The sequence below is a fragment of the Pseudomonas sp. Fl5BN2 genome, from assembly GCF_009908205.1.
GTDB lineage: Bacteria > Pseudomonadota > Gammaproteobacteria > Pseudomonadales > Pseudomonadaceae > Aquipseudomonas.
The window spans coordinates 245,143-269,628 of sequence record NZ_JAAARL010000007.1; the positions used below are offsets into that span (position 1 = coordinate 245,143).

Below are 24,486 nucleotides of genomic sequence, written 5' to 3' on the forward strand. Positions count from 1 at the left end.
CCCAAACACATATAAGGGTCTCGAACCGGAGAGTCCTACCTCTGGAACAAGACCTGTCAGCGATGAGCGACTGTTGCGCGGGCGGGCAATAGTTCATCGATCAATACACTGTCGCTGGTCCGTCTTGGACCAGCAGTTGCTGAAACTGGTACGAGGATACGGCGTGAGAAATCAGGAACCCCTGAACCTGGGTGCAGTCGATTTTCCTCAGCAAGGCCAACTCCTGTGCGCTTTCCACACCTTCGGCGACCACCGTCATGCCCAGTTGCCGACCCAACGCAATGATGCTCGTCAACGCCTGGGCTATTTCCTCATTGTTGTGGCAGCCCTGGACCAGGGCGCGGTCGATCTTCAATTCGGTGAACGGCGTTGACACCAGATTCATATAGGAGCTGTAGCCCTTGCCGAAATCGTCCTGGGACAGGCCGAAACCCTTGATGCGCAGGCGGCAGGCCCCGGCGTAGAAGTTGCTGATGTGTTCGGGGGTGGAGCATTCCATGAGCTCGAAGCAGATCTTGCCCGGGATGCCGTTGCGCTGGACCACGAAGTCATACAGGCGGTCAGCCAGGTCGGCGCTGTTGAGCAAGTGGGTCGGCAGGTTGATCGACACCGGGATGTCGTAACCGTCCTCGCGCCAGCATGCCTGGGCGGTGAGGGCCTGTTCCAGAATCAGCCACAACAGCTCCTCCTCAAGACCTGCCTCGTTGAGCTCCGGCAGGAAATCGCAGGGAAGCAGCATGCCGTGTTGCGGATGCATCCAACGCACCAGCGCCTCGGCGGCAACGATCCGACCGTTGTTGAGGGCCTTCTTGGGCTGGAACCAGGCCTGAATCTGCGCGTTGCCCAAGGCTTGCTGCAGGGTTTCCCGGCTGCACTCCACCCAGATTGCCGGGGCTGAAGCGCTCGCGGCCAGGTCTGGCAACTGTGCGGTCAGGTTACGCAGTGCGGCGAGGTTTACCGGTTTGGAAATCAGGCCGATGACCCGCAGGCCCAGGTTGCGGGCCACCAGGCTTGCGCCCATCAACATCCGTCGGGAAGAGGCACTCATGATCGCCAGCGCCGGGCGGGCGCGCTGGGAGGCCAGGCCCTGGATGAACTGCACGCCATCCATGCCGGGCATCAGCAGATCTGTCAGTACCAGGTCGAAATGGCGTTGCTTGAGACGTTCGAGAGCTTCGATGCCATTGCTCGCGACTTCCAGATGATAAGGGCCCAACTCGCTGAACAAATGTTGCAGGTACATGTACTGAAACGGCTGATCTTCAACAATCAATATGCTACAGGACTTCATGAGAGGCTCTTTCATAAGGCGCCAGGTAGTTGAACAACGCTCTTAATGCAAAGGGCTTCACCAGACAGTGGTTCATCCCGGCTGCAAGACAGAGCTCTTCTTCTCCGCGCATTGCATTGGCCGTCGCCCCGATGATCGGGATCGAACAGCCTTGACGTCGAAGCCTCTTGGCCAGTTCATAGCCGTTGAGCTTCGGCATGTTCACATCGGTCAACACCACGTCGAAGTGACCTGCTCTCCAGATAGACAGGGCTTCTTCTCCGTTTGAAGCCAATTCCACGCTGCAGCCCAGTTCCTCCAACTGATCCTTGAGGATCAACTGATTGATCACGTTGTCTTCGGCTACCAGCACATGCAGGCTGAGCTTTTTCAGCTCGCGGCTGTCGGGGCGCTCTTCGCTCTGGGCCACCCAGACGCCTTGTGCCTGGCTGACGGCCTGGTGAATCGCCCGCAGGTTGTTGGTATTGACCTGCCAGCTGCCGCCGTGAATCCGCGGCTCGTTGTGACCGTCGCCACTGGCCAGTATCAGTGGCCCCTGCCAGTCGGGTTCCAGGCGTTGCTCTATCGCGCCAGGGTGCAGCTCGATCAGCACATTGCCACGGCTCCGATCCGTTTGGGTGGGCAGGCTGAACTGGGCTCGAGCGCCCCAGCGGCGTAACCAGCCCGCTACCGATTCGGCCACTTCGCGCACCGGTGACACCACGTAGATCATTTCCGGCAGCAGCGGGCTGATGACCGGAGCGTTGGTCAGCGTGGATGAGGCCTCGAGGGGCAGGGTGAGGGTAAAGCTGCTGCCCAGCCCGAGCTCGCTGACCATGCGCAGATTGCCGTTCATCAACTGCGTCAGGCGCTGGCAGATCGGCAAGCCCAGACCGGTACCGGCGATGACGTTGGTGTTGCCCTCGGTCTGGTAGAAGGGTTCGAAGATCAGTGTCTGGTCGTCCTGGGCGATGCCTCGGCCAGTGTCGGATACCTGCCAGAGGATGTTGCTGCGCTCGCCATCGCGGCTGTCCACCCGGACCCGCAGGACGATGCGCCCGGAGTCGGTGAATTTGACCGAGTTGTTCAACAGGTTGCTGAGGATCTGGCGGATCCGCGTGACGTCGCCCAGAAGAATTTCCGGCAACTGTGGATCCACGCAGGCATAGAACTGCAGGCCCTTGGCCTGGGCCGCCGCGGCATAGCCATGGATGATTTCATGCACCAGGTCCAGGGAGCAGAACTCGCTGAGTTCCAGGGCCAACTGGCCGGCTTCGATCTTGGACACATCGAGCACGTCGCAGATCAGTTGCAGCAGGGTGCCGGAGGAACCCTCGATCGCCCGTAAATAGTCCTGCTGCTGGTTGTCCAGATGGGTGCGCGAGAGCAACTCCAGGGTGCCGAGGACACCGTACAGCGGCGTGCGAATCTCATGGCTCATGGTGGCCAGGAATAGCGTCTTGGCTTCGTTGGCGGTGTCAGCCAGGCGCTTGGCTTCCTCCAGTGCGGCCTCGATCTGCTTGCGTGTGCTGATATCGCTGAAGGCACAGAACAGCACGTCTTCACCGTTGTATCGGGTGGGCGCCGAACTGAGGTAGAGATGGCGCCCATCTGCGGTTTCAAAGTAGTCAGAGCTGTTGGGGCGGTTGGGGTCGAAGGCCTGTTCGATCCATCCCGCGCACAGTTGATCGCGCTCGCTGCCATCGCCCAGCCATTGCTGGGACAGGGTGTTCTCCAGCACTACCTGACCATCGCTGCGCCGCAGCACGCACAAGGCCACCGGGGCAATCTGGATCACGTCGCGACTGAAGGCTTCGCTTTCGATCAGGGCCTGGATCCGGTGCAGCGCTGGAGCGATCAGGCGTACTTCGATCCAGTGAGTCAGGAAGCCGATCAAGGCGATGCCGAACAGGCTGATGAGCAAGGCGCTGAGCAACTGCGGCAAGAGGCTCTTGAGCAGCGTGTGCAGCTCGAAGGAGTACACCAGTTGCCAGTCCGATGACCCCAGTTGCTTGCGGATCACCAGATGGTCGGGCCACCAGCGGCCGCCAAGAAAGCCGAAGAAACTGCCGCCCTGGACCTGTTGCACCGCTGCGCTCAATTGAGCGCTGGGGGTGCTGCTGAAGATCAGCCCGCCTTGGGAATTGAACATCATGAAGTCCCCGGCGCTCTTGTCGCTGAGGGCTGCGGAAACACTCTTGCCATCCATCTCCAGGCCGAGCCAGCCGGAGTTGCTGAAGCGCTCGTCCAGGCGGGTAAAAATATACAACCGGGCGGCGCTGGAGGAGTGATCCATCAGCCACACTTCTTCACCGACCGGAATCGCGGTGAGCTTCAGGCTGGCCAACTGGGAAAGCAACAATTCGGGAAGCTGTGCCGTTTCGGGCTGGGTGCTGAACAGGCGTTGCACCTGAGGTGTTTCCTCGCCGTGCACATACAGCAGGTTCAATTGCTTGCTTTTGAGGTAGTCACGCATGCGTTGGGTGAGCCAGACCCCCCATTGATTTTCCCCTTGCATGCCCAACAGCAGGTGAATTTCCTCACCGGGATCGCCGGTGGGCTTGCCGTTGCCGTTGCCGCTTTCACTCAGCCGGGACTTATGCACGGCGGACAGGCTCAGGCTCTCCAGCAAGGCTTCGCGGCTGGTGAAGAAGGTCTGGGCTTCGGCGATGGCGCTGCTCATGTAGCTGCGCCGTTGTGACAGTTCATTGTTGATGCTTGAGCGCAGGAAGTTGTAGACAGCGCCCAGCAGGCCGATCAAAAGGATCAGCGCCACGAAACGAAGCAGCCGACGGGCTGCTTCAGGACTGGAAAAAAGGGGATTGATCTGATGCAGGTAGCTTTTTAATCTCATGCGCCAACTGTAATTGGGGGCATGCCAAGCAGGGATCAGACAATTCTTAAATAACCGAAGATAAGTGGCTTTATATCCTCGCTACTCTATTGCTTATTTCGAATAGTGCTGAAACAGCAACTTGTAACTGATAACTAGTTGTTTTAATTGATAATTAATAACGTTCTCCCAGGTTGAGAATTGCTCTTTATCCTCGTTCCAGCGGTTGCGGTTTCAGACTATTTCCAGGCGTTGTTTGCGTCGTGGTGGAGTAAAAAACTGATCGATGGCTTGCAGGTCTTCCGCTGCCAATTGCAGCTCGCAGGCCTTGGCATTGAGTCGCACATGAGCCGGACGCACGGCTTTGGGGATGACCACTACCTGGTCCTGGCGCAACAACCAGGCCAGGGCCACCTGGGCCGTGCTGACCTCGTGCCGCTGGGCGATTTGCTGCAGGGTCGGCTGCGCCAGCAAGGCGCCACCCTGGCCGAGCGGGCAATAGGCCATGAGCGGCATCCGCTGTTGCTGGCAGGCGGGCAACAGGTCGAACTCGATGCCCCGCGACTCCAGGTTGTACAGCACCTGATTGGTGGCGCAGGCGGGTGCGTCGAGTTCATCCAGGTCTGCCAGATCAAAATTGGAGACACCCCAGCGGCGGATCTTGCCGGCCTCACGCAGGCGCTCGAAGGCTTCGATGGTTTCCGCCAGCGGGTACTGGCCGCGCCAGTGCAGCAGGTATAGGTCGATGACTTCGCAGCCCAAGCGTTTCAGGCTGCGCTCGCAGGCCAGGGGCAGGCCTTTGCAGCTGGCGTTGTGGGGGTACGCCTTGCTCACCAGGAACACCTCGTCACGGCGCCCCGCAATGGCCTTGCCGACCACTTCCTCGGCGCCGCCTTCACCATACATTTCCGCGGTGTCGATCAGGCTCATGCCCAGTTCGATACCGGTACGCAAGGCGGCGATTTCCTGGTTCCGTTGCTGGCGGTCCTCGCCCATCCGCCAAGTCCCCTGGCCAATGACCGGAACCTGCCGATCCGCGAGCTTGAGCGTGCGCATGCCGATCTCCTGGTATCTGTCGAGCGTTGTCTGTGGAGGGCACAGGGAAACAAAGCTGCCGGTAGCGGTCAAGAGCGCGGGAGTGAGGGCCACAACGGCAAAGCCGCTGAGCAGGTGAAAAACTCATATTCCTTAATGGTATAAAATACTAATTATTTATTCCTTTAAAGGTGTTTTCCAAAGGCGCATGTTAATCACCAGCCGCTCAATTCGTGAGTCCGGTGCCAGCAAAGGATTTTCCAGCATGACCATTAAAGCGATCAACGTGCGCAACCAGTTCAAAGGTGTGATCAAGGAGATTCATGAAGGTCAGGTGGTCTCGGAAATCGACGTACAGACTGCCTCGGGCATCGTCACCTCGGTGATCACCACCCGCTCAGTGCGCGACCTGGAGCTCAAGGTCGGCAGCGAAGTGATCGCCTTCGTCAAATCCACCGAAGTGTCCATCGCCAAGCTCTGAGCCGCGCAGTCTCGGACGTGGTCATTCACAGGGGAGTGAAGCATGCCGCATTCGCTGGAGATCACAGCATTACCTGTTCTCGACCTGGCCCAGCTGGATGGCACTGCGGCCCAGCGCCAGGCCTTTCTCGAGGGCTTGCGCCAGGCCGCCCGGGACGTCGGTTTCTTCTACCTCAGCGGTCACGGCATCGATCACCGGCTGCTGCGCCGGGTGCAACAACAGGCCCGGGAGTTGTTTGCCTTGCCCGAGGCTGACAAGGCCGCGGTGGGGATGATCCATTCGCCACATTTTCGCGGCTACACCCGTGCGGCTTCGGAAATCACCCGGAACCAACCGGACCTGCGTGAGCAGTTCGACCTCGGGGCAGAGCGCGAGGCCTTGCCCCTGGATGCGCAAAGCCCGCCCTGGGCCCGTCTGCAGGGCCCCAACCAGTGGCCGTCGCAGCTGCCAGCACTGAAACCGCTGTTGCTCGAGTGGCAGCAGGCAATGACCCGCATGTCCCTGCGCCTGTTGCGCGGTTTTGCCCAGGCCTTGTCGCTGCCGGAACAGGCCTTCGACCCGCTGTACGGCGAGCGGCCCAATGAGCACATCAAGCTGATCCGCTATCCCGGTCACGTGCCGGGGCAAAGCAACCAGGGTGTCGGCGCTCACAAGGACTCCGGTTTCCTGAGCTTTGTATTGCAGGACCAGCAGGCCGGCCTGCAGGTGGAAGTGGAGGAGGGCCGCTGGATCGACGCGCCGCCTCGGGAGCACACCCTGGTGGTGAACATCGGCGAGTTGCTGGAGTTGGCCACCCACGGCTACCTGCGGGCCACGGTGCACCGCGTGCTGTCGCCGCCAGCGGGTCGCGAGCGTTTGTCCATCGCCTTTTTCCTCGGCGCGCAGCTGGACGCCCGGGTGCCGTTGTACCCGTTACCCGCAACGCTGCTGCAAGCCGCCCGGGGCCCGGCCAGTGATCCCGACAACCCGTTGTTTCGCGAGGTCGGCTGGAACTACCTCAAGGGGCGGCTGCGTTCGCACCCGGACGTGGCCCGGCGTTTCTACCCCGACGCCCTGGTCCCCAAGGCCCTGGGTGCCTGACCTTCATTCGCTGAGCAAGGAGACTGCCATGTTGAAGAAAAACCTGTTCACCCTGGCGCTGCTGGCCAGCCTGGCTCATGCCCTGCCGGCCAGCGCGGCGCAGCCGGTGCGGGTCGCCGCCGACCCGGTGCCCCACGCGCAGATCCTCGCCTATGTGCAGAAGCTTGATCCGCAGCTGGCGCTGAAGATCATCGAGATTCCCAATGGCGTGAACTCCAACGAACTGCTGGCCCACGGCGATGTGGATGCCAACTACTTCCAGCACCTGCCGTACCTCAAATCCCAGGAACAGGCCCTGGGCCAACCCTTCGCGGTGGCTGCCAGTGTGCACATCGAACCGCTGGGCATCTATTCGCAACGGCACCAGGGCTTCGACCAGGTGCCCCAGGGCGGTACGGTGGCGGTGCCCAACAATGTCACCAACCTCAGCCGTGCCCTGTACCTGCTGCAGGATTACCAACTGATCCGCCTCAAGCCCGGTTTCACCGATCCGGCTCGCGACCAGGCCACCCCCAAGGACATCGCCGATAACCCCAGGCAGTTGAAGATCCTCGAAATCGAATCGCCGCAGATTCCCCGGGCCCTGGAAGACGTGGACCTGGCCGTAATCAACGGCAACTACGCCCTGGAAGCGGGGCTGCTGCCGGCCAAGGATGCCCTGGGGCTGGAGAAGGCCGAGCACAACCCTTACGCCAACATCCTGGTGACCACGCCCAAGCTTGAGGGCGATCCACGCATCCGCCAACTGGCCAAGGACCTCAATTCCCCTGAAGTGGCCAAGTTCATCACCGAGACCTATTCGGGTTCGGTGATTCCGGTGGCGGACCGTCAGCCATGATCCAGGTCGAGCAAGTCAGCAAGGTCTATGGCGATGGCCAGCCGCCGGCACTGCAGCAGGTTTCGCTGAGCATTCCGGATGGCGCGGTGTACGGCATTCTCGGGCGCAGTGGCGCCGGCAAGTCGACCCTGCTGCGCTGCCTGAACCTGCTGGAGCGTCCCAGTGCCGGGCGCATCCTGATCGACGGCCAGGACCTCGGTGCGTTGTCCGCGGGTCAGCTGCGCAAGCAGCGTCAACGCATCGGCATGATTTTCCAGGGCTTCAACCTGCTGCATTCGCGCACGGTGTTCGACAATGTCGCGGTGCCCCTGGAGATAGCCGGCCAGGCCAAGGAGCAACGCCGGGCCCGGGTCCTGGAGCTGCTGGAACTGGTGGGGCTGAGTGACAAGGCCCAGGCCTTTCCCTCGCAATTGTCCGGCGGCCAGAAGCAACGGGTGGGCATTGCCCGAGCCCTGGCCGCCGGTCCCCGGTACCTGCTGTCGGATGAAGCCACCAGCGCCCTGGACCCGCAAACCACGGCGTCGATCCTGCAGCTGCTGGCGCGGATCAACCGCGAGTTGGGGCTGACCATTGTGCTGATCACCCATGAACTGGAGGTGGTCAAGTCGATCTGTTCCCACGCCGCTTCCCTGGCCCAGGGCCGACTGGTGGAATGCGGTCCGATCGCGCAACTGCTGGCGGACCCACAGTCGGAACTCGGCCGCGCGTTGCTGCCGGGCTACAACCTGCCGTTCAGCGGCGGCCAGCTCCAGGCCGAACTGACCTTCTTCGACAACCAGCGCGCGGCGCCGCTGCTTGCGCAACTGAGCCGCCAGCAGGCGCTGGAGCTCAAGGTGCTGGCCGGTGGTGTCGAGTCCGTGGCTGGCCAGCGGGTAGGGCGCCTGCGCATTGCTGCCGCTCCGGGCGAGGCCGTGAAGTTCCATCAACTGCTGGCCTCCCTGGCCCAGCGGGGCATCCGCAGTGAGCGCCTGTGAACCGCAGTGTTGATTGGCAGGAACTGGCGCAACTGCTGTTGATCGCCACTGGCGAAACGCTGTACATGGTGTTCCTGGCGTCGCTGTTGACCCTGTTGATCGGCCTGCCGCTGGGGGTGTTGCTGTTCGTCAGCCGCAAAGGCGGGCTGTGCCCGATGCCACGCCTTAATCGCCTGTTGGGCGGGCTGGTCAATCTCGGTCGCTCATTGCCCTTCGTGGTGCTGTTGATTGCCCTGATTCCCCTGACCCGGCTGGTGGTGGGCACCACCCTGGGCAGCACCGCCGCGGTGGTGCCCATCACCATCGGCGCCTTTCCGTTCTTTGCGCGAATTGTCGAGAACGCCCTGGATGAAGTGGACAAGGGGCGAATCGAGGCGATCCTGGCCATGGGTGGACACATCGGCCATGTGATCTTCAAGGCCTTGCTGCCCGAAGCCTTACCGGCGCTATTGGCAGGGTTGACCCTGACCCTGGTGATGCTGATCGGCTTCTCTTCCATGGCTGGAGTCATTGGCGGAGGTGGGCTGGGGGACCTGGCGATCCGCTATGGCTATCAGCGCTTCAACAACCAGATCATGTTGGCCACGGTGCTGGTCCTGGTGCTGCTGGTCCAGGGCGTACAGAGCTGTGGCGACCGGCTGGTGCGGGCCCTGGCTCACCGGCGCTGAGCCTGGTGCCGGTGTGGCTCAGCGTCCTTCATGCTGCTTGCGATAGGCCCCCGGTTGCAGCCCCACCGCCTTGGTGAAGGCCCGGGTAAAGGCGGCAATCGACTGATAGCCCACGGCGGCCCCGACTTGCTCCACGGTCTGGTTGGCCTTGAGCCGTTGGCAGGCATGGCGCATGCGCAGGGCCAGCAGGACCTGTCCCGGGGACTGTCCGGCAAGTTCATTGAAGCGTTTGAAAAACGCCGACCGCGAGAGCCCGGTGAGGGCCGCCATGCTTTCCAGGGGCCAGGGCTCGCCGGGCCGCTGGATCAGTTGCTCCAGCAACGGCGCAAACGCCGGATGCCGGGCCAGGGCCACCAGCCCGCCGAGGTCCTGGTTATCGCTGACCTGCTGGCGCAACACATACAGAAACAGCAGGTGACTGAGACGTTCGAGCAACGCCTGGGACGGTGCCGGGAGCCGTTGGCATTCGTCGAGAATCAGCTGGAACAGCGCCCGCGCGGCACTCAGCGAGGGGTCACCGGCCTGCAGGATGATCCAGCCCGGCAGACCGTCGATGATCAGCGAGGACAGCCCGGACTTGAAATGGAAAAAGCCGCAGACCAGCCCGACGCCGTCCTGGGCAGTCGGGTCCAGCGGGCCCATGGCCAGGCGTGGCAACTGCTGGGCAACTTCTGCCTGCTGCGCGCTGGACAGCCGATAACCCAGGTCCTGCAGCAGGAAAACCGCATCCCCGGCATTTAGACACTGGGCCTCGGGCACGCCATCGATATGCAACCAGCAATGACCCTGCACAACCAGGTGGAAGCTGGCCCGGGCCAGGCCCTGGGTGCTGGCGTGCCAGCCGCCGCAGTAGCGACCGATGTGAAACAGGCTGGCATCGAGTTCCAGTCCTTCTAATAACCAATCAACCAGCGGGTTTGACGAAATCATCTAAGGGAAACACTCAGGAGCAAGTAATTGCTACTTTAGAATATGGATCGAAATTCTTATAACCAACAGACTTGACGCACACCCACACAGCAGGAGTCCACTCCATGTCCCGCGTCACTCTACACACCTTGCACAGCGCCCCAGAAGCGGCTCGGCCATTTCTTGAAAATGCCTTGAAGAACTCCGGGTTCATTCCCAATCTGCTGGGTATCCTGGCCAACGCCCCGGCGGCCCTGGAAACCTACGTCACGGTCTCGGCGCTCAACGGCAAGGCCGAGCTGAGCCTGGCGGAGCGCGAAGTGGTGCAGTTGATCGCCGCCACCACCCATGGCTGCGACTTCTGTGTCGCAGGTCATACCTCGGTGGCCCTGAACAAGGCCAAACTCCCGGACCCGGTGGTCAGCGCCCTGCGTGAGCAGAGCACCTTGCCCGAGGCCCGGCTGGAAGCCCTGGCGGCGTTCGCCCGTGAAGTGATCGCCACCCGGGGCAAGGTCAGCGACCCGGGCTATGCCCAGTTCAAGGCCGCAGGATACAGCGAAGGCAACGCCCTGGAAGTGATCCTGGGCATCAGCCTGGCGACCTTGTGCAACTTTGCCAACGTGTTCGCCGGCACCGAACTGAACCCCGAGCTGGCCAAGTATCGCTGGTCCGCGCAAGGTCAATGAGTCAGGGCGACAACGCCCTTCAAGGAGTAAACGACATGCTCAATCCGCTATTGAGTGAGTGGCTGGACGCCCAGGCCCAGGCACTCGACCAGGGCCAGTGCGACCCGCAGCAGGTTCTCGCCCGGCTGGCGGGCGCCCAGGTGCTGCGGGTCGGCATCGACCCGGCCCAGGGCGGCAGCGGCGGTGACCTGACCGATGCCCTGGAAGTCATGGCCACGGTGGCCAGCCATTCCCTGGCGGCGGCCTTTGTCTGCTGGGGCCAGCGGGCCTTTATCGAATACCTGCTGCACAGCCCCAACAGCGGCTTGCGCCAGCGCCTGCTGCCGTCGCTGCTCAGCGGCGAACTGGCCGGGGCCACCGGGCTGTCCAATGCCATGAAATTCCTCTCGGGGATCGAGGCCTTGCAGGTCAAGGCACAGGCGCAGGACCACGGTTGGAGCCTCAATGGCCGCCTGCACTGGGTTACCAACCTGCGTAAAAGCGGGTTCGTGGTGGCGGCGGCCATCGAGCGCGAGGAGGGCGGTGCCCCCTTTATCCTGGCGATCCCGGATGCCTTGCCCGGGTTGCAGCGTTCTGACGACCTGCAACTGATGGGGCTGCAATCGAGCAACACCGCGGCCCTGGAACTGAACCAGGTGGCGGTGGCCCGTGACTGGCTGCTGCACGACGATGCCCGGGTGTTCCTGCCGGCGGTGCGCCCGGCCTTTCTCGGCCTGCAATGCGCCCTGGCCATCGGCCTGGCGCGCCGGGCCCTGAGCGAGGTGGAAAAACACCTCGAGGGTTCCCGTTCGATCCTTCAAGAGCCCTTGCTGGAGCAGCGCCAGCACCTGGAACAGACTGTCGGCGAGCTCAAGAGCGGCCTGCTCGACGGGCGCTTCCTGAGCCAGCCCGGGGCGCTGTTCCGGGTCCGCATCGCCTTGGCCGAAGCCACCGCCAACGCCGTGCAGCTGGAGTTGCAGGCCAGCGGCGGCAAGGCTTACCTCAGCGAGTTCGGCAGCGGTTTCGCCCGGCGCTGGCGCGAGTCGGCGTTCGTGCCCATCGTCACCCCGAGCCTGGTGCAACTGCGCGCCGAACTGCAACGCCAGGCGCGGAACGCGGCAGCATGAGTGGCCTGTTGAACGCACAGGCAATCAGCCTCGGCTACCCGGCAGCAGACGGCTGGCACAGCGTGCTGGAGGACTTCGACCTGCAGCTGCAGGCCGGCGAAGTGGTGTCCATCCTTGGCCCCAGCGGGGTCGGCAAGTCCAGCCTGCTGCGGGTCCTGGCCGGCCTGCAGAAGCCCCATGCCGGGCAGGTCAGCCTGCTGGGGGAAACCCTCGACGGGCCTCATCCGCGGGTCGCCGTGGCGTTCCAGGACCCCAGCCTGCTGCCCTGGCTGAACCTGGAGCACAACGTCGCCTTCGGCCTGGATTTCGCCCGCCAGCCGCACCTGAGCCCACAGCAGCGCAAGGAACGCATCGACCAGGCGATTGCCGCGGTGGGTCTGGAACATGCCCGCCAGCGCTACCCGGCACAGCTCTCCGGCGGCATGGCCCAGCGCACGGCGCTGGCCCGCTGCCTGGCTCGCCAACCGCAGGTGCTGCTGCTGGACGAACCCTTCGGCGCGCTGGACGAAGTGACTCGCGCCGACATGCAGCAACTGCTGCTCGAGGTGATCGGCCAGCACCAGACCGCAGCGCTGCTGATCACCCACGACATTGACGAAGCCCTGCTGCTGTCGGATCGGGTGCTGCTACTGGGTAACAGCCCGGCGCAGACCCTCGGCCAGTGGCACATCGATTTACCGGCGCCACGTGCCGAGCGGATCGAGGAGCTGGGCGCCCTGCGTATCGAGATTCTCAAAACCCTTCGGCGGGCGAGCCGCAATCCGCTTAATTCCCCTTTGCCTGCACCGTCGGAGATTGACCATGTGCCTGGACGACTTCACTCACACGCGTCGTGACTTTCTTAAACTCAGCGCACTGCTGACAGCTGGCGGCGCCTTGCCGCTGCTCAACAGCCTGCAGGCCCGCGCTGCCCAGGAACCGGATGCGCCGGTGCGCATCGGCTACCTGCCGATCACCGACGCCACGCCGTTGCTGGTGGCCCACAACAATGGCCTGTTCGAGGCCGAAGGGATCAAGGCCGAGCGCCCGGTGCTGTTGCGCAGCTGGGCCCAGGTAATCGAGGCGTTCATTTCCGGGCAGGTCAACGTCATCCACCTGCTGTCGCCGATGACCGTCTGGGCTCGGTATGGCAGCCAGGTGCCGGCCAAGGTAGTGGCCTGGAATCATGTCGGCGGTTCCGGCCTGACCGTGGCCCCGGGCATTACCGAGGTCAAGCAACTGGCGGGGCAGTCGGTGGCGATTCCGTTCTGGTATTCGATCCATAACGTGGTGGTGCAGCAGCTGTTCCGCGACCACGGCCTGGTGCCGGTGAGCAAGGCCGCTGGCAGTGCCCTGGGGGCCAACGAGGTCAACCTGCTGGTGCTGCCGCCTTCGGACATGCCGCCAGCCCTGGCCAGCCAGCGGATTGCCGGCTACATCGTCGCCGAGCCGTTCAACGCCCTGGCCGAGGAACTCAAGGTCGGACGGGTGCAGCGCTTTACCGGGGATGTCTGGCGCAACCACGCCTGCTGCGTGGTGTTCATGCACGAGCATGACCTGAACAACCGTCCCGAGTGGTCGCAGAAGGTGGTCAACGCCATCGTCAAGGCCCAGCTGTGGACCCGTGATCACCGCGCCGAAGCGGCCCAGTTGCTGTCCAAGGACGGCGCCAACCGCTACACCCCCCATGCGCCCCAGGTGCTGAAACGGGTGCTGGCCCCGGCGGCCGAGGATCGCCAAGCCTACCTGGCCAGTGGGGCGATCCAGCACAGCCACTGGGACGAGCAGCGCATCGACTTCCAGCCATATCCGTTCCCCAGCTACACCGAGGAGCTGGTCAAGCGCCTCAAGGACACCTTGATCGAGGGCGACAAGGGCTTCCTGGCTGGCCTTGACCCGGCGCACACCGCCAAGGACCTGGTGGATGATCGCTTCGTGCGCAACGCCATCGCTTCGGTGGGCGGGCTCAAGGCCTTCGGCCTGGCGGACAGTTTCGAACGCAGCGAGGAGTTCGGTCTTTGATGGGCAAGCAACCTTCCTCCCTGAACCATTGGGTCCTGGGCCTGGCCGGTCTATTGAGCCTGCTGCTGGGCTGGTGGCTGGGGGTGCACCTGCTGGGCGGCGGCTATGGCCTGGCGGCGCGTTTCTCCCCCGAGGCGACCTTCGCCAGCCTGGTGGAGCTTCTGGGGCGCGGCGAGCTGTATGAGCATGTGCTGGTGAGCCTCAAGCGCATCCTGGTGGGGCTGTTGCTGGCCCTGCTGATCGGCGTGCCCCTGGGCCTGCTGGTGGGCAGCTACCGGCACCTGGAGGCGGCCACCACCCCGGCGTTCCAGTTCCTGCGGATGATCTCGCCGCTGTCCTGGATGCCGGTGGTGGTGATGCTGATGGGGGTAGGAGACCAGCCGATCTACTTCCTCCTGGCGTTCGCCGCGCTGTGGCCGATCCTGCTCAACACCGCGGCTGGCGTACGCCAGCTCGACCCACGCTGGCTGCAACTGAGCCGCAGCCTCAGCGCCACCCGCTGGGAAACCCTGCGCAAGGTGATCCTGCCCGGCGTGGTGGGGCATGTACTGACCGGGGTGCGGCTGTCCATCGGCATCTTGTGGATCGTCCTGGTGCCTTGCGAAATGCTTGGTGTCAGCGCTGGCCTGGGCTACTTCATTCTTGATACCCGGGACCGCCTGGCCTATTCGGAACTGATGGCCATGGTCCTGCTGATCGGCGTATTGGGTTTCGCCCTCGACGCCCTGGCCCGCGGCCTGCACCGGCGCTGGTCCCACGCCTGAGCCCCCGTATTGCCGGCGCAACACCGGCTCCCCTTGTAGGAGCCGGCTTGCCGGCGAAGAGGCCCGCAAGCCTTGCACCGCCCCGACCGGCGCCTTCGCTGGCAAGCCAGCTCCTACAGCGCCCACGTAATCGCAACGCCACCTGTGTAGGAGCCGGCTTGCCGGCGAAGAGGCCCGCAAGCCTTGCACCGCCCCGGCCGGCGCCTTCGCTGGCAAGCCAGCTCCTACAGCGCCCACGTAATCGCAACGCCACCTGTGTAGGAGCCGGCTTGCCGGCGAAGAGGCCTGCAAGCCTTGCACCGCCCCGGCCGACGCCTTCGCTGGCAAGCCAGCTCCTACAGCCCCAGCGCAATCGCAACGCCACCTGTGTAGGAGCCGGCTTGCCGGCGAAGAGGCCCGCAAGCCTTGCACCGCCTCGGCCGGCGCCTTCGCTGGCAAGCCAGCTCCTACAGCGCCCACGTATTCGCGGCGCCACCCCGACCATCAATACCCGACCAATTCCTCCAGCAACTGCTCCTTGTAGCCCTGCAGCACCGGGGAGCTGCGGTCCCGCGGATGGGGCAGGTCGACACGAATCTCATGCTTGATCCGCCCCGGATGGGCTTCCATGACAATCACCCGGTCCCCCAGGTACAGCGCTTCTTCAATGTCATGGGTGACCATGATCACCGTGCAGCGCTGCTGCACCCAGATCCGTTGCAGTTCGTGCTGCAGGCGCACCCGGGTCAGGGCATCCAGTGCCCCCAGGGGTTCATCCAGCAACAGCACCTTGGGCTGGTTGATCAGCGCCCGGGCAATCGCCCCCCGTTGGGCCATGCCGCCGGACAGTTGATGGGGGTAGGCCTGCTCGAAGCCTTGCAGGTTGACCAGGGCAATGTGCTCGGCCACCCGGCGCTGTTTCTCGGCGGCGGACAAGGGGTGGTTCTTCAAGGCCAGGGCGATGTTCTGGGCCAGGGTCATCCAGGGAAACAGCCGGTGGTCCTGGAACACGATGCCCCGTTCCAGACTGGTGCCGGTCACCGGCTTGTCGTCCAGCAGCATCTGCCCCTGATAGTCGCCCTCCAGGCCGACGATCAGCCGCAGCAGGGTGGATTTGCCGCAGCCGCTGGCGCCGACGATGCTGACGAATTCACCAGGCTGGACGTCCAGGTCGATGCCTTGCAGCACCGGCAGGGCCTGGCCCTGGATCCGGTAGCTCTTGTTCAGGGCGCGGATCTGCAGGGCCCCGGGCGGTGTGTGGTGGTGGCTGTAAAGCGGGGCGTGTTGGGCGATTGCATTCATGGAGGGGGCCTTAACGGGTAGGGCGCCAGCGCAGCAGGCGGCGGCTCAGAAGGGTCAACAGCAGGGTCATCAGGTAGCCGCACAGGCCGATGCAAAGCACGCAGAGCACGATGATCTCCATGCGCGAGCCGGCCTCGGCGTTCATCATCAGGTTGCCCAGGCCGGCACCGGAGGACAGGAACAGCTCGCTGCCCACCGCCGTCACCCAGGCAAAGGCCAGAGCCTGCAACAGGCCGGTGGCAATGCTCGGCAGGGCCGCCGGCAACAGGATGTGCCGCAGCCGCTGCACCGGGCCGAGCACCAGCACCTGGCCGACCTCGCGGTAGCGCCGTTCCACCTGGCAAAAGCCCTGGTAGGTGTTGAGCACCATGGGGTAGAAGGCCGCGAGGCTGACGATCAGCATCTTGGAAAACTCACCGTTGCCGAACCACATGGCGATCAGCGGAATCCAGCCGAGCATCGGTACTTGGCGGATTGAATGGAACAGCGGGCCTATCAGGCGGTTGGCCAGGGCCGACAGGGCCATCAGGCCCCCCAGCAGCACCCCGGCCAGGGTGCCCAGCAGCAGGCCGCCGCTGGCCCGGCCCAGGCTGGCCAGCAGGTTGACCGACAATTCGCCGTTGCCCAGCAGTTCCAGCAAGGCGCTGCCAATGGTGGACAGCGGCACGAAGGCATAGGCCCCGGCGGCGTCCTGGCGCGACAGGTATTCCCAGCCGCCGATCAGCAGCAGGGGCAGCAATAGACCGCGAAACTTGGTCAGTAGGGTGGTCATGCAGGGGGCTCCTAGCGGGTTTGCCAGCGCAGCACGCGCTGTTCCAGGCGGCGGAAGGAAAAGTCCAGGGCAAAGCCGATGACGCCGGTGACCACTATCCCCACCATCACCACATCGATGCGCAGCATCTGCCGGGCCATCTCGATCATCTGCCCCAGGCCGCTGTCGGCGGCCAGCAACTCGGTGGCCACCAGCACCACCCAGCACCGGGTCAGGCCGATGCGCAGCCCGGTGATGATCGGCGGCGCGGCGGCGGGCAGGGCGATTTCCCGGACCAGGGTTGGCCAGCGCAGGCGGTAGACGTCGGCCACCTCGAAGTAACTGCGGGGAATGGCCTTGACCCCCTCACTGGCGGCCAGGGCCACGGGGAAGAACGCGGTCTTGGCGACGATGACGATCTTGAAGGTTTCATCGATGCCCAACAGCAGCACGAACAGCGGGATCAGGGCGATGCTGGGGATCTGCCGCAGGGTATGGAACAGCGGCGCGCAGTACGCCTCGACGGTTTTCGACAGGGCCATCAGCACCCCGAACACCAGGCCGCCGAGGGCCCCCAGGGCAAAGCCCAGGCCCAGGCGCGACAGGCTGTTATGCAAGTGCTCCAGCAGCTCGCCGCTGGCCAGCAGGGTTTCGAAGGTGTGCAGCACCTGGGCCGGCGGCACCAGCAGATTGCGCGGAAAGATCCCGGCCTGGGCCACCAGGGTCCAGAGCAGCAACAGCGCCAGGGGCGAGATCAGCCAGGTCAGGGAAGTGAGGATGCAGCGCAAGGAATGAGCCATGGCGGTTCTTATATCGGCGAAGTACCCGATGCCTATCGCAAGACCTGTGCCATCCCCCGTCGTAGGAGCTGGCTTGCCAGCGAAGGCGTCTGCCGGGGCGGCGCAAGGCTTGCGGGCCTCTTCGCCGGCAAGCCGGCTCCTACGGGGGGCTGCACGGTTTATCTGACTGCTGTAGGAGCTGGCTTGCCAGCGAAGGCGTCGGCCGGTGCGGTGCAAGGCTTGCGGGCCTCTTCGCCGGCAAGCCGGCTCCTACGGGAACTGCACGGTTTATCTGACTGCTGTAGGAGCTGGCTTGCCAGCGAAGGCGTCGGTGAGGGCGGTGCAAGACTTGCGGACCTGTTCGCCGGCAAGCCGGCTCCTACGGGGAGCTGCACGGTTTATCTGACTGCTGTAGGAGCTGGCTTGCCAGCGAAGGCGTCGGCCGGTGCGGTGCAGGGCTTGCGGGCCTCTTCGCCGGCAAGCCGGCTCCTACGCAAGGAGCGGCGTTGTGCGTGGGTTGTGGGCGCTGGCTTGTCGGCGAAACTGATGCCTGGGCAGCAGTCACTGCTGCCAGGGCAACACCCCGGCAGCAGTCGGGCCTCAGAAGTCGTAGCTGAGGCTGGTGTAGTAGAACGCGCCCTGGGCGCCCTCGGGGCTGGTGATGGAGTATTTGGGCACGCCATAGAGTTGCGCGCCCGCAGCTTTGTCCGGGTGGGTGTCGAACAGGTTGATGGCGCCCACGGACAGCTTCAGCGATTTGTCGAAGCGGTAGGCGATGTCCAGGTCGGTCACCCATTGCGCGCTGAAGGTCTGGTCCAGGGTCGGGTTGCTGGCGTTGAGGCTTTTCCATTGCCCGTAACGGCGCTGGGCCAGGGTCACGCCCCAGCTGTCGTACAGCCAGTTGGCGCTCAGGATCAGCTTGTTTTTCGGCGTGCCGTCCTCGATCAGGCCCTGGGTGGTGCGGCCGACGATCTGCGAGCCGGCGATGCCGCCCACATCCCGCAGGGCGGTGATCCGGGTGTCGTTCTGGCTGTAGCCGCTGGACAGGTTCAGGCGCCCCCATCGCTGCAGGTCCAGTTGGTAGTTGCCGGTCAGCTCGACGCCATCGGTGCGGGTGTCGGCGACATTGGTGTAGAACGCCGCGCTCTGGATGTTGGCGTACGGGGTGCCGGCGAAGATCGGCGTGACAACCGCGGCCGGCAATTGGTCGGACAGGGTGATGCGATTGTCGATGTTGATCCGGTACGCATCCAGGGTCACCGAGGCGTTGGCCAGCGGGCGCCAGACCAGGCCCAGGGAGTAGTTGGTGGATTCCTCCGGCTTGAGTGCCTTGCCACCCAGCAGCCTGGCTTCCGCGCTGTCGGCCCTCAGGGTGCGTTGCTGCACTTCGACGTAGTTGCCGCTGCCCGGTGGCTGCTCCACCACTTGCACGCTGAACGACGACAGCCCGCTCTGCACCAGGGACGGCGCCCGGTAGCCGGTGCTGGCGGTGGCCCGGGCGGCGAGTTGCGGGGTGAAGTCGTAACGCAGCGACAGCTTGCCGTTGGTGGTGTCGCCAAAATCCGAATAGTGCTCGGTACGCACCGCGACTCCGGCCTGGAACTTCTCGGTGATCTGCCCTTCGACGTCGATGTAGGCGCCCCAGACCTTGCGCTCCAGAGAGGCCGCGTCGACCTGGGTGATGCCCGAGTAGTAGCCGGGAATGCGCCGGCCGGTGACCGGGTCGGCGGTATTGAACAGCGGCCCGTTCTGCCAGCCCGCAGCCTCGCCGGCACTGAGCTCGTAGTTCTCCTGGCGCCAGGCCAGGCCCGCCGACAGGGTCAGGGGCTTGAACAACAGGTCGGTGGGAAAGTCCCGCACCCAGTCCAGGGTCAGGTTGGTCTGGTCGGCCTCGCGCTTGCCGGTGTAGATCTTCGCCGGGCTGGCGTCGCCCCAGCTGGGGTTGATGGCGTTGCGGTCGGTGGACTTGAGGCTGTTGTCGCCGTGGTTCAGGGCCAGGTCGAACTTGCCCAGGCGCTCGTCCTCATAGCGCAGGCCGCCGGTCAGGGCGTAGTCCTCCAGCGCGTAGCGGGTGATCGGCAGGCGGCCGTCGGGGTAGCGTTGCAGGGCGTCGCTGCCGTAGTTGTTGCGCAAGGTGGTGGGCGGGTCGAAGAAGCCTTCGGCCTCGGTGTTCTTGTGGGAGTAGGTGGCAAAGCCGTAGGCGGTCAGCCCTTCGCTCAGGCCGAACTCGCTGTTGGCGGCGAAGTTGTACTGGTCCGAGACATTGCCCGAACCCCAGCGCCAGGTGCGGTAGCGGTTGTTCTGTTCCCTGGGGGTGCTGGTGTTGGTGGAGCCGGGATAGAAGATCCGCTTGTCGGGATTGGTGTCGCTGGCTGGGTCCTGGCTGCCGGCGTCGAAACTCAGGGTCAGGAAGCCGTCGTTGGGCAGGCTGAAACCCTTCCAGCCGCTGAGCTTGCGCTGCAGGCCATCGCCCTTGTCATAGCCGCCGAAGCGGTAGCCGAGGTTGCCGCCGTCGTCCTTTTCCTTGAGCACGATATTGATCACCCCGGCGATGGCGTCGGAGCCGTACTGGGCCGCGGCGCCGTCGCGCAGGATTTCCACCCGCTCGATGGCGCTCAGGGGGATCAGGCTCAGGTCCACTGCGGCGGCGCCACGGCCGTTGACCAGGCTTTGGCGAGTGACGTTGGCACTGGTGTGGCGGCGTTTGCCGTTGACCAGCACCAGCACCTGGTCCGATGCCAGGCCACGCAGGGAAGCGCCCTGGGCGATGGAACCGGCGAAGGCGCCCTGGGGCGATTGCGGGTAGCTGAACGAAGGCGAGAGGGCGGTGAGGGCGCCGGACAGGTCACTGGCGCCGGTCTGCTGCAACTGCGCGGCGGACAGCACGTCCACCGGCGCGGCGCTTTCCAGGGCGGTGACATCACTGCGCCGAGTGCCCAGCACCACCACGGTGTCCAGGTGATCGGCGCTGGCGCCGGGGGCATTGCTTGAGGCTTGGGCAGCGAACGCGGGCACGGCAAGGCTGCCGACGACCAGCGCCACGGCGCCGGCCAACGGATGGCGATGGAACATGGTTGGATTCCTTCTGAAATGGATGACCCGGCCACCCGGGTAGGAGCTGGCTTGCCAGCGAAGGCGTCCTCGTGGACGACGCAGGGCTCAAGGGCCTATTCGCCGGCAAGCCGGCTCCTACAGGTGGCTGTGGGTGATTGGGGATACCGGCGGCCCGGAAATCAGTGTTCGGGTTTTCACCCCGTAGGAGCTGGCTTGCCAGCGAAGGCGTCCTCGTGGACAACGCAGGGCTCGAGGGCCTCTTCGCCGGCAAGCCGGCTCCTACAGGGTGGCTGTGGGTGGTTGGGGATACCGGCGGCCCGGAAATCAGGGTTCGGGTTTCACCCCGTAGGAGCTGGCTTGCCAGCGAAGGCGTCCTCGTGGACGACGCAGGGCTCGAGGGCCTCTTCGCCGGCAAGCCGGCTCCTACAAATGGCTGTGGGTGATTGGCGATACCGGCGGCCCGGAAATCAGGGTTCGGGGTTTCACCCCGTAGGAGCTGGCTTGCCAGCGAAGGCGTCCTCGTGGACAACGCAGGGCTCGAGGGCCTCTTCGCCGGCAAGCCGGCTCCTACAAATGGCTGTGGGTGATTGGGGATACCGGCGGCCCGGAAATCAGGGTTCGGGTTTCACCCCGTAGGAGCTGGCTTGCCAGCGAAGGCGTCCTCGTGGACAACGCAGGGCTCAAGGGCCTCTTCGCCGGCAAGCCGGCTCCTACAGGTGGCGGTGGGTGGTTGGGGATACCGGCGGCCCGGAAATCAGGGTTCGGGTTGTCGCCGCGGGCGTCAGAAGCGGCTGGTGACGCTCAGACCTACGGTGCGCGGGTCGCCGTAGGTGATGACGTATTGCCCCAGGCCACCGTTGGGCCGGCCATGGACCTGGTAGCGGCGGTCGGTGAGGTTGTTGACGAAACCGGTGACGCTGAGCTTTTCATCCGCGCTGAACCAGGTCAGGCGAGTGTTGGCCAGGGTGTAGTGGGGCTGGCTCAGGGTCTTGTCGGCGCTGCTCTGGCGGTCGGCGAGGAAGTATTCCTTGTCGCGGAAACTCACGTCGCCACCGGCCACCAGCTTGCCGCCGATCTCCAGGGGAATGGTGTAGTCGCCCCCCAGGGACACCACGTTGCGCGGCGAGCGCACGAAGCTGTTGCCGCTGTAGTCGCCGGTGATCGCGCCGGTGTTGGGGTTGGTGTTCTTGAAGTCGGTGTACTCGGTATCCAGGAACGAGATCGCCGCTCGCAGGTGCAGGTAGTCAGTGGGCTGGCCTTCCAGCTCCAGCTCGGCGCCCTTGACCTTGCCCTTGGCGCCGTTGGTCAGGGCGGTGGTGAGCACGCCGTTGTTGACCGTCAGCAGGTTCACCTGGATGTCCGAGTAGTCGTAGTAGAAGACGTTGGCGTTGGCCGTCAGGCGGTGGTTAAACCATTCCGACTTGAGGCCGATCTCGTAGGCGTCCAGCTGTTCCGGGTCCACCGTGGTCAACTGCGCCAGGCTGGTGGACAGCCCGGTATTGAAGCCCCCGGAGCGGAAGCCGTGGGCATAGCGGAAGAACACCCGGACGTTGTCGTTGATCCGGTATTCCGGGGTCAGGTCGTAGGTCCAGGCTTCCCAGGTCTTGCTCTCGTCGCGGCTGCCATTGCTGCCGGCGGCGCCCAGGGGAATCAGCGGGCCGTTGGCGGTGGCGCGGGTGAGCTGGGTCAGGTCCAGGTCGATGTCTTTCTTTTCCTGGGTCCAGCGCAGGCCGCCGGTAACGGTGAAGTTGTCGGTGAAGTCGTAGGTCAGGTTGCCGAACAGCGCGTAGCTGTCGGTGGTGTGCTGGTAGTTGAGGTCGCGAAAGTCGGTGGCGCCGCCGGTCTGGTTGGAACCGCTGCCGTTGGGCGTGGGGCCCGGGGTGATGAGGCGCTTGGCCGAGCTGTCCAGGTCCTCATGGAAGTAGTGCACCCCCGCCAGCCAGCGCAGGGTCTCCTGCTGCGGCGAGGCCAGGCGCAGTTCCTGGGAGTACTGGTTGTAGCGGTTGTCGCTGATGGCCGCGCCGTTGACCTCGTAGGGGGTGTAGTCGGCGTCGCTGGTGGACTGCCCGCGAATGTAGTCGTAGGCGCTGATGGAGGTCAGGGTGTAGTCCCCCAGGCGCCAGTTCAGGGTCAGCGAGGTGCCGTCGTGATCGAGCTTGGCGTCCTCGTTGACGTTGAGGGCGATATTGCGCCCGTCGGGCCGCTGGTAGCCGACGTTGTAGTAGCGCCCCACCGGCAGCGAGCCGTTGCTGCCGTCGCCCTTGTATTCCCGGGCGTGGATCTTCAGCAGGGCGTCCAGGTCCGGGTTGAGCTTGGCCAGGAACTGCAGGCGCACGGCTTTCTTGTCGACGTCGCCGTAGGTGTGGTCGTCGGTGAGGTTCTTCTGGAAGCCGTCGCGTTCTTCCGAATACAGCGACAGCCGCGCCGCCAGCTTGTCATCCACCAGGGCTCCACCGATGGCGCCATTGAGGATGCGCTCGTTCTTGCTGCCGATGCCCAGGGTGCCGTAGCCGTCAGTGTCGAAGCCGGGCTTCTTGGAAATCACATTGACCGCACCGGCAGTGGTGTTCTTGCCGTACAGGGTGCCCTGGGGGCCACGCAGGATTTCGATGCGCTCCAGATCGAACAACGGCCCGCCGCCGGCGATGGGCGCGTTGAGGTAGACGTCATCGGCGTAGATGCCCACCGGGAACACCGTGGCGGCCCCGGTATCGCCGGTGCCCAGGCCACGGATATACCAGCGCGGCCGGCCGTCGCCATCGGGGTTCTTGGCCGAGGCGTTGGGGATGAAGGTGGTGATATCGCCCATGTTGCGCACCCCGTCGGTCACCAGGCTGGTGCCCTGGACCGCCGACACCGCCACCGGAACCTCTTGCAGGGTTTCCTCCCGGTGCTGGGCGGTGACGGTCACGGTCTTCAAGGCTGGCTCGGTGCTGTTCCTGGTGGTGTCGGCCTCGGTGGTTTCAGCGGCCAGCGAAGCCTGGCTGAATGAGCCCCCGGCGAGGGCCAGTGCCAGCCATAGACTCTTGGTGATCGGATTAAGCTTATGCATGTGAATCTCCCCCATTTAAAGTTTCGCTAAAGGGGCAGGAGCAGAGATCGTGCCAAGAGTTTTTCCTGGCTGTTTTGATTTGCTAGGTGATTGAAAATAAAGGGTTAATTCCAAAGGCTTGGGCCGTGAAAACTGCAGCTTGCGTTGAGGCGAACAGGCGCATTTGAGAGGGGGTAAAACACCTGCGGTGGATTCAGCAGAAGTTGCTGGGTGGCTGCTGCTGGAGCAGCACCGCGTACCCCGCGAAATGCTGCCCCACCAACACAAGCGCAAGAGCCGGCTTGCCGGCGAATGGGCCTTCGAGCCTTGCGCCGAACTGGCGGACGCCTTCGCTGGCAAGCCAGCTCCTACAGGTCCCATGTGATTGCGGCGTTCCCACCCCGTAGGAGCCGGCTTCCCGGCGAAGAGGCCTTTGAACCTTGCACCGAACTGGCGGACGCCTTCGCTGGCAAGCCAGCTCCTACAGGTCCCATGTGATTGCGGCGTTCCCACCCCGTAGGAGCCGGCTTGCCGGCGAAGAGGCCTTTGAACCTTGTGCCGAACTGGCGGACGCCTTCGCTGGCAAGCCAGCTCCTACAGGTCCCAGGTGCTTGCGGTGTTCCCCCCGTAGGAGCCGGCTTGCCGGCGAAGAGGCCTTTGAACCTTGTGCCGAACTGGAGGACGCCTTCGCTGGCAAGCCAGCTCCTACAGGTCCCACGCGATTACGGCGTTCCCACCCCGTAGGAGCCGGCTTGCCGGCGAAGGGGCCTTTGAACCTTGCACCGAACTGGCGGACGCCTTCGCTGGCAAGCCAGCTCCTACAGGTCCCAGGTGCTTGCGGCGCTCCCTCCGTAGGAGCCGGCTTGCCGGCGAAGGGGCCTTTGAACCTTGTGCCGAACTGGAGGACGCCTTCGCTGGCAAGCCAGCTCCTACAGGTCCCAGGTG

Annotated in this window: 19 protein-coding genes; 10 read left to right on the top strand and 9 right to left on the bottom strand. The window is 64.3% G+C overall.

Annotation, left to right across the window (positions count from 1 at the left end; translation table 11 throughout):
- Positions 1-100 precede the first annotated feature (100 nt).
- The 3 genes from GV819_RS12490 to GV819_RS12500 form a co-directional block, all read right to left on the bottom strand.
- Positions 101-1,291, bottom strand: coding sequence for an EAL domain-containing response regulator (locus tag GV819_RS12490; RefSeq protein ID WP_161756390.1), 1,191 nt, complete (start codon positions 1,289-1,291; stop codon positions 101-103).
- On the bottom strand, positions 1,278-4,124 hold the full coding sequence (locus tag GV819_RS12495; RefSeq protein ID WP_161756391.1) for an ATP-binding protein: 2,847 nt from the start codon (positions 4,122-4,124) through the stop codon (positions 1,278-1,280). Before GV819_RS12495 ends, GV819_RS12490 begins: the two co-directional genes overlap by 14 nt.
- Before the next feature lie 213 nt (positions 4,125-4,337).
- Positions 4,338-5,159, bottom strand: a complete 822-nt coding sequence (locus tag GV819_RS12500; RefSeq protein ID WP_161756392.1) for an aldo/keto reductase — start codon at positions 5,157-5,159, stop codon at positions 4,338-4,340.
- A gap of 244 nt (positions 5,160-5,403) precedes the next feature.
- Here GV819_RS12500 and GV819_RS12505 point away from each other — a divergent pair, with 244 nt between their 5' ends.
- The 5 genes from GV819_RS12505 to GV819_RS12525 are packed head-to-tail and all read left to right on the top strand — an operon-like array spanning position 5,404 to position 9,179.
- Positions 5,404-5,619, top strand: a complete 216-nt coding sequence (locus GV819_RS12505) for a TOBE domain-containing protein (protein WP_009049200.1) — start codon at positions 5,404-5,406, stop codon at positions 5,617-5,619.
- Between the two features lie 42 nt (positions 5,620-5,661).
- Positions 5,662-6,699 (top strand): isopenicillin N synthase family dioxygenase, encoded by a 1,038-nt coding sequence (locus GV819_RS12510; protein WP_161756393.1) that lies wholly within the window; start codon positions 5,662-5,664, stop codon positions 6,697-6,699.
- 28 nt (positions 6,700-6,727) lie between these two features.
- Positions 6,728-7,537, top strand: coding sequence for a MetQ/NlpA family ABC transporter substrate-binding protein (locus GV819_RS12515; RefSeq protein WP_161756394.1), 810 nt, complete (start codon positions 6,728-6,730; stop codon positions 7,535-7,537).
- Positions 7,534-8,511 carry a methionine ABC transporter ATP-binding protein gene (locus tag GV819_RS12520; RefSeq protein WP_161756395.1) on the top strand — a complete coding sequence of 326 codons (978 nt, stop codon included), beginning with the start codon at positions 7,534-7,536 and terminating at the stop codon, positions 8,509-8,511. Before GV819_RS12515 ends, GV819_RS12520 begins: the two co-directional genes overlap by 4 nt.
- Positions 8,508-9,179, top strand: coding sequence for a methionine ABC transporter permease (locus GV819_RS12525; RefSeq protein ID WP_161756396.1), 672 nt, complete (start codon positions 8,508-8,510; stop codon positions 9,177-9,179). The genes GV819_RS12520 and GV819_RS12525 overlap by 4 nt, the downstream gene beginning before the upstream one ends.
- 18 nt (positions 9,180-9,197) lie before the next feature.
- Here GV819_RS12525 and GV819_RS12530 read toward each other — a convergent pair whose 3' ends face one another.
- A complete protein-coding gene (locus GV819_RS12530; protein ID WP_161756397.1) occupies positions 9,198-10,109 on the bottom strand; it encodes an AraC family transcriptional regulator in 912 nt (303 codons plus the stop codon).
- A gap of 104 nt (positions 10,110-10,213) precedes the next feature.
- Between GV819_RS12530 and GV819_RS12535 the strand changes: the two genes are divergently transcribed.
- From GV819_RS12535 to GV819_RS12555, 5 genes are read left to right on the top strand one after another with little or no spacing between them, the layout of a single operon-like run.
- Entirely contained in the window at positions 10,214-10,774 is a 561-nt protein-coding gene (locus GV819_RS12535) for a carboxymuconolactone decarboxylase family protein (RefSeq protein ID WP_161756398.1), read from the top strand.
- A 35-nt stretch (positions 10,775-10,809) separates the two neighbouring features.
- On the top strand, positions 10,810-11,880 hold the full coding sequence (locus GV819_RS12540; RefSeq protein ID WP_161756399.1) for an acyl-CoA dehydrogenase family protein: 1,071 nt from the start codon (positions 10,810-10,812) through the stop codon (positions 11,878-11,880).
- Positions 11,877-12,716: an ABC transporter ATP-binding protein gene (locus GV819_RS12545; RefSeq protein WP_161756400.1), complete on the top strand. Its 840-nt coding sequence runs from the start codon at positions 11,877-11,879 to the stop codon at positions 12,714-12,716. The genes GV819_RS12540 and GV819_RS12545 overlap by 4 nt, the downstream gene beginning before the upstream one ends.
- Entirely contained in the window at positions 12,682-13,881 is a 1,200-nt protein-coding gene (locus GV819_RS12550; protein WP_161756401.1) for an ABC transporter substrate-binding protein, read from the top strand. Before GV819_RS12545 ends, GV819_RS12550 begins: the two co-directional genes overlap by 35 nt.
- Positions 13,881-14,645 carry an ABC transporter permease gene (locus GV819_RS12555; protein WP_161756402.1) on the top strand — a complete coding sequence of 255 codons (765 nt, stop codon included), beginning with the start codon at positions 13,881-13,883 and terminating at the stop codon, positions 14,643-14,645. Before GV819_RS12550 ends, GV819_RS12555 begins: the two co-directional genes overlap by 1 nt.
- A gap of 483 nt (positions 14,646-15,128) precedes the next feature.
- Here the strand turns inward: GV819_RS12555 and GV819_RS12560 are convergent, their stop codons facing one another.
- From GV819_RS12560 to GV819_RS12580, 5 genes are all read right to left on the bottom strand, one after another.
- The gene (locus GV819_RS12560; RefSeq protein WP_161756403.1) at positions 15,129-15,926 is read right to left on the bottom strand and encodes an ABC transporter ATP-binding protein; all 798 of its coding nucleotides are present in this window, start codon (positions 15,924-15,926) and stop codon (positions 15,129-15,131) included.
- Between the two features lie 10 nt (positions 15,927-15,936).
- The gene (locus GV819_RS12565; RefSeq protein WP_161756404.1) at positions 15,937-16,698 is read right to left on the bottom strand and encodes an ABC transporter permease; all 762 of its coding nucleotides are present in this window, start codon (positions 16,696-16,698) and stop codon (positions 15,937-15,939) included.
- Positions 16,699-16,709: 11 nt separating this feature from the next.
- A complete protein-coding gene (locus tag GV819_RS12570) occupies positions 16,710-17,477 on the bottom strand; it encodes an ABC transporter permease (RefSeq protein WP_161756405.1) in 768 nt (255 codons plus the stop codon).
- A gap of 579 nt (positions 17,478-18,056) precedes the next feature.
- The gene (locus GV819_RS12575; RefSeq protein ID WP_161756406.1) at positions 18,057-20,528 is read right to left on the bottom strand and encodes a TonB-dependent receptor plug domain-containing protein; all 2,472 of its coding nucleotides are present in this window, start codon (positions 20,526-20,528) and stop codon (positions 18,057-18,059) included.
- A 763-nt stretch (positions 20,529-21,291) separates the two neighbouring features.
- Positions 21,292-23,562 (bottom strand): TonB-dependent receptor, encoded by a 2,271-nt coding sequence (locus GV819_RS12580; RefSeq protein ID WP_161756407.1) that lies wholly within the window; start codon positions 23,560-23,562, stop codon positions 21,292-21,294.
- Positions 23,563-24,486 lie beyond the last annotated feature (924 nt).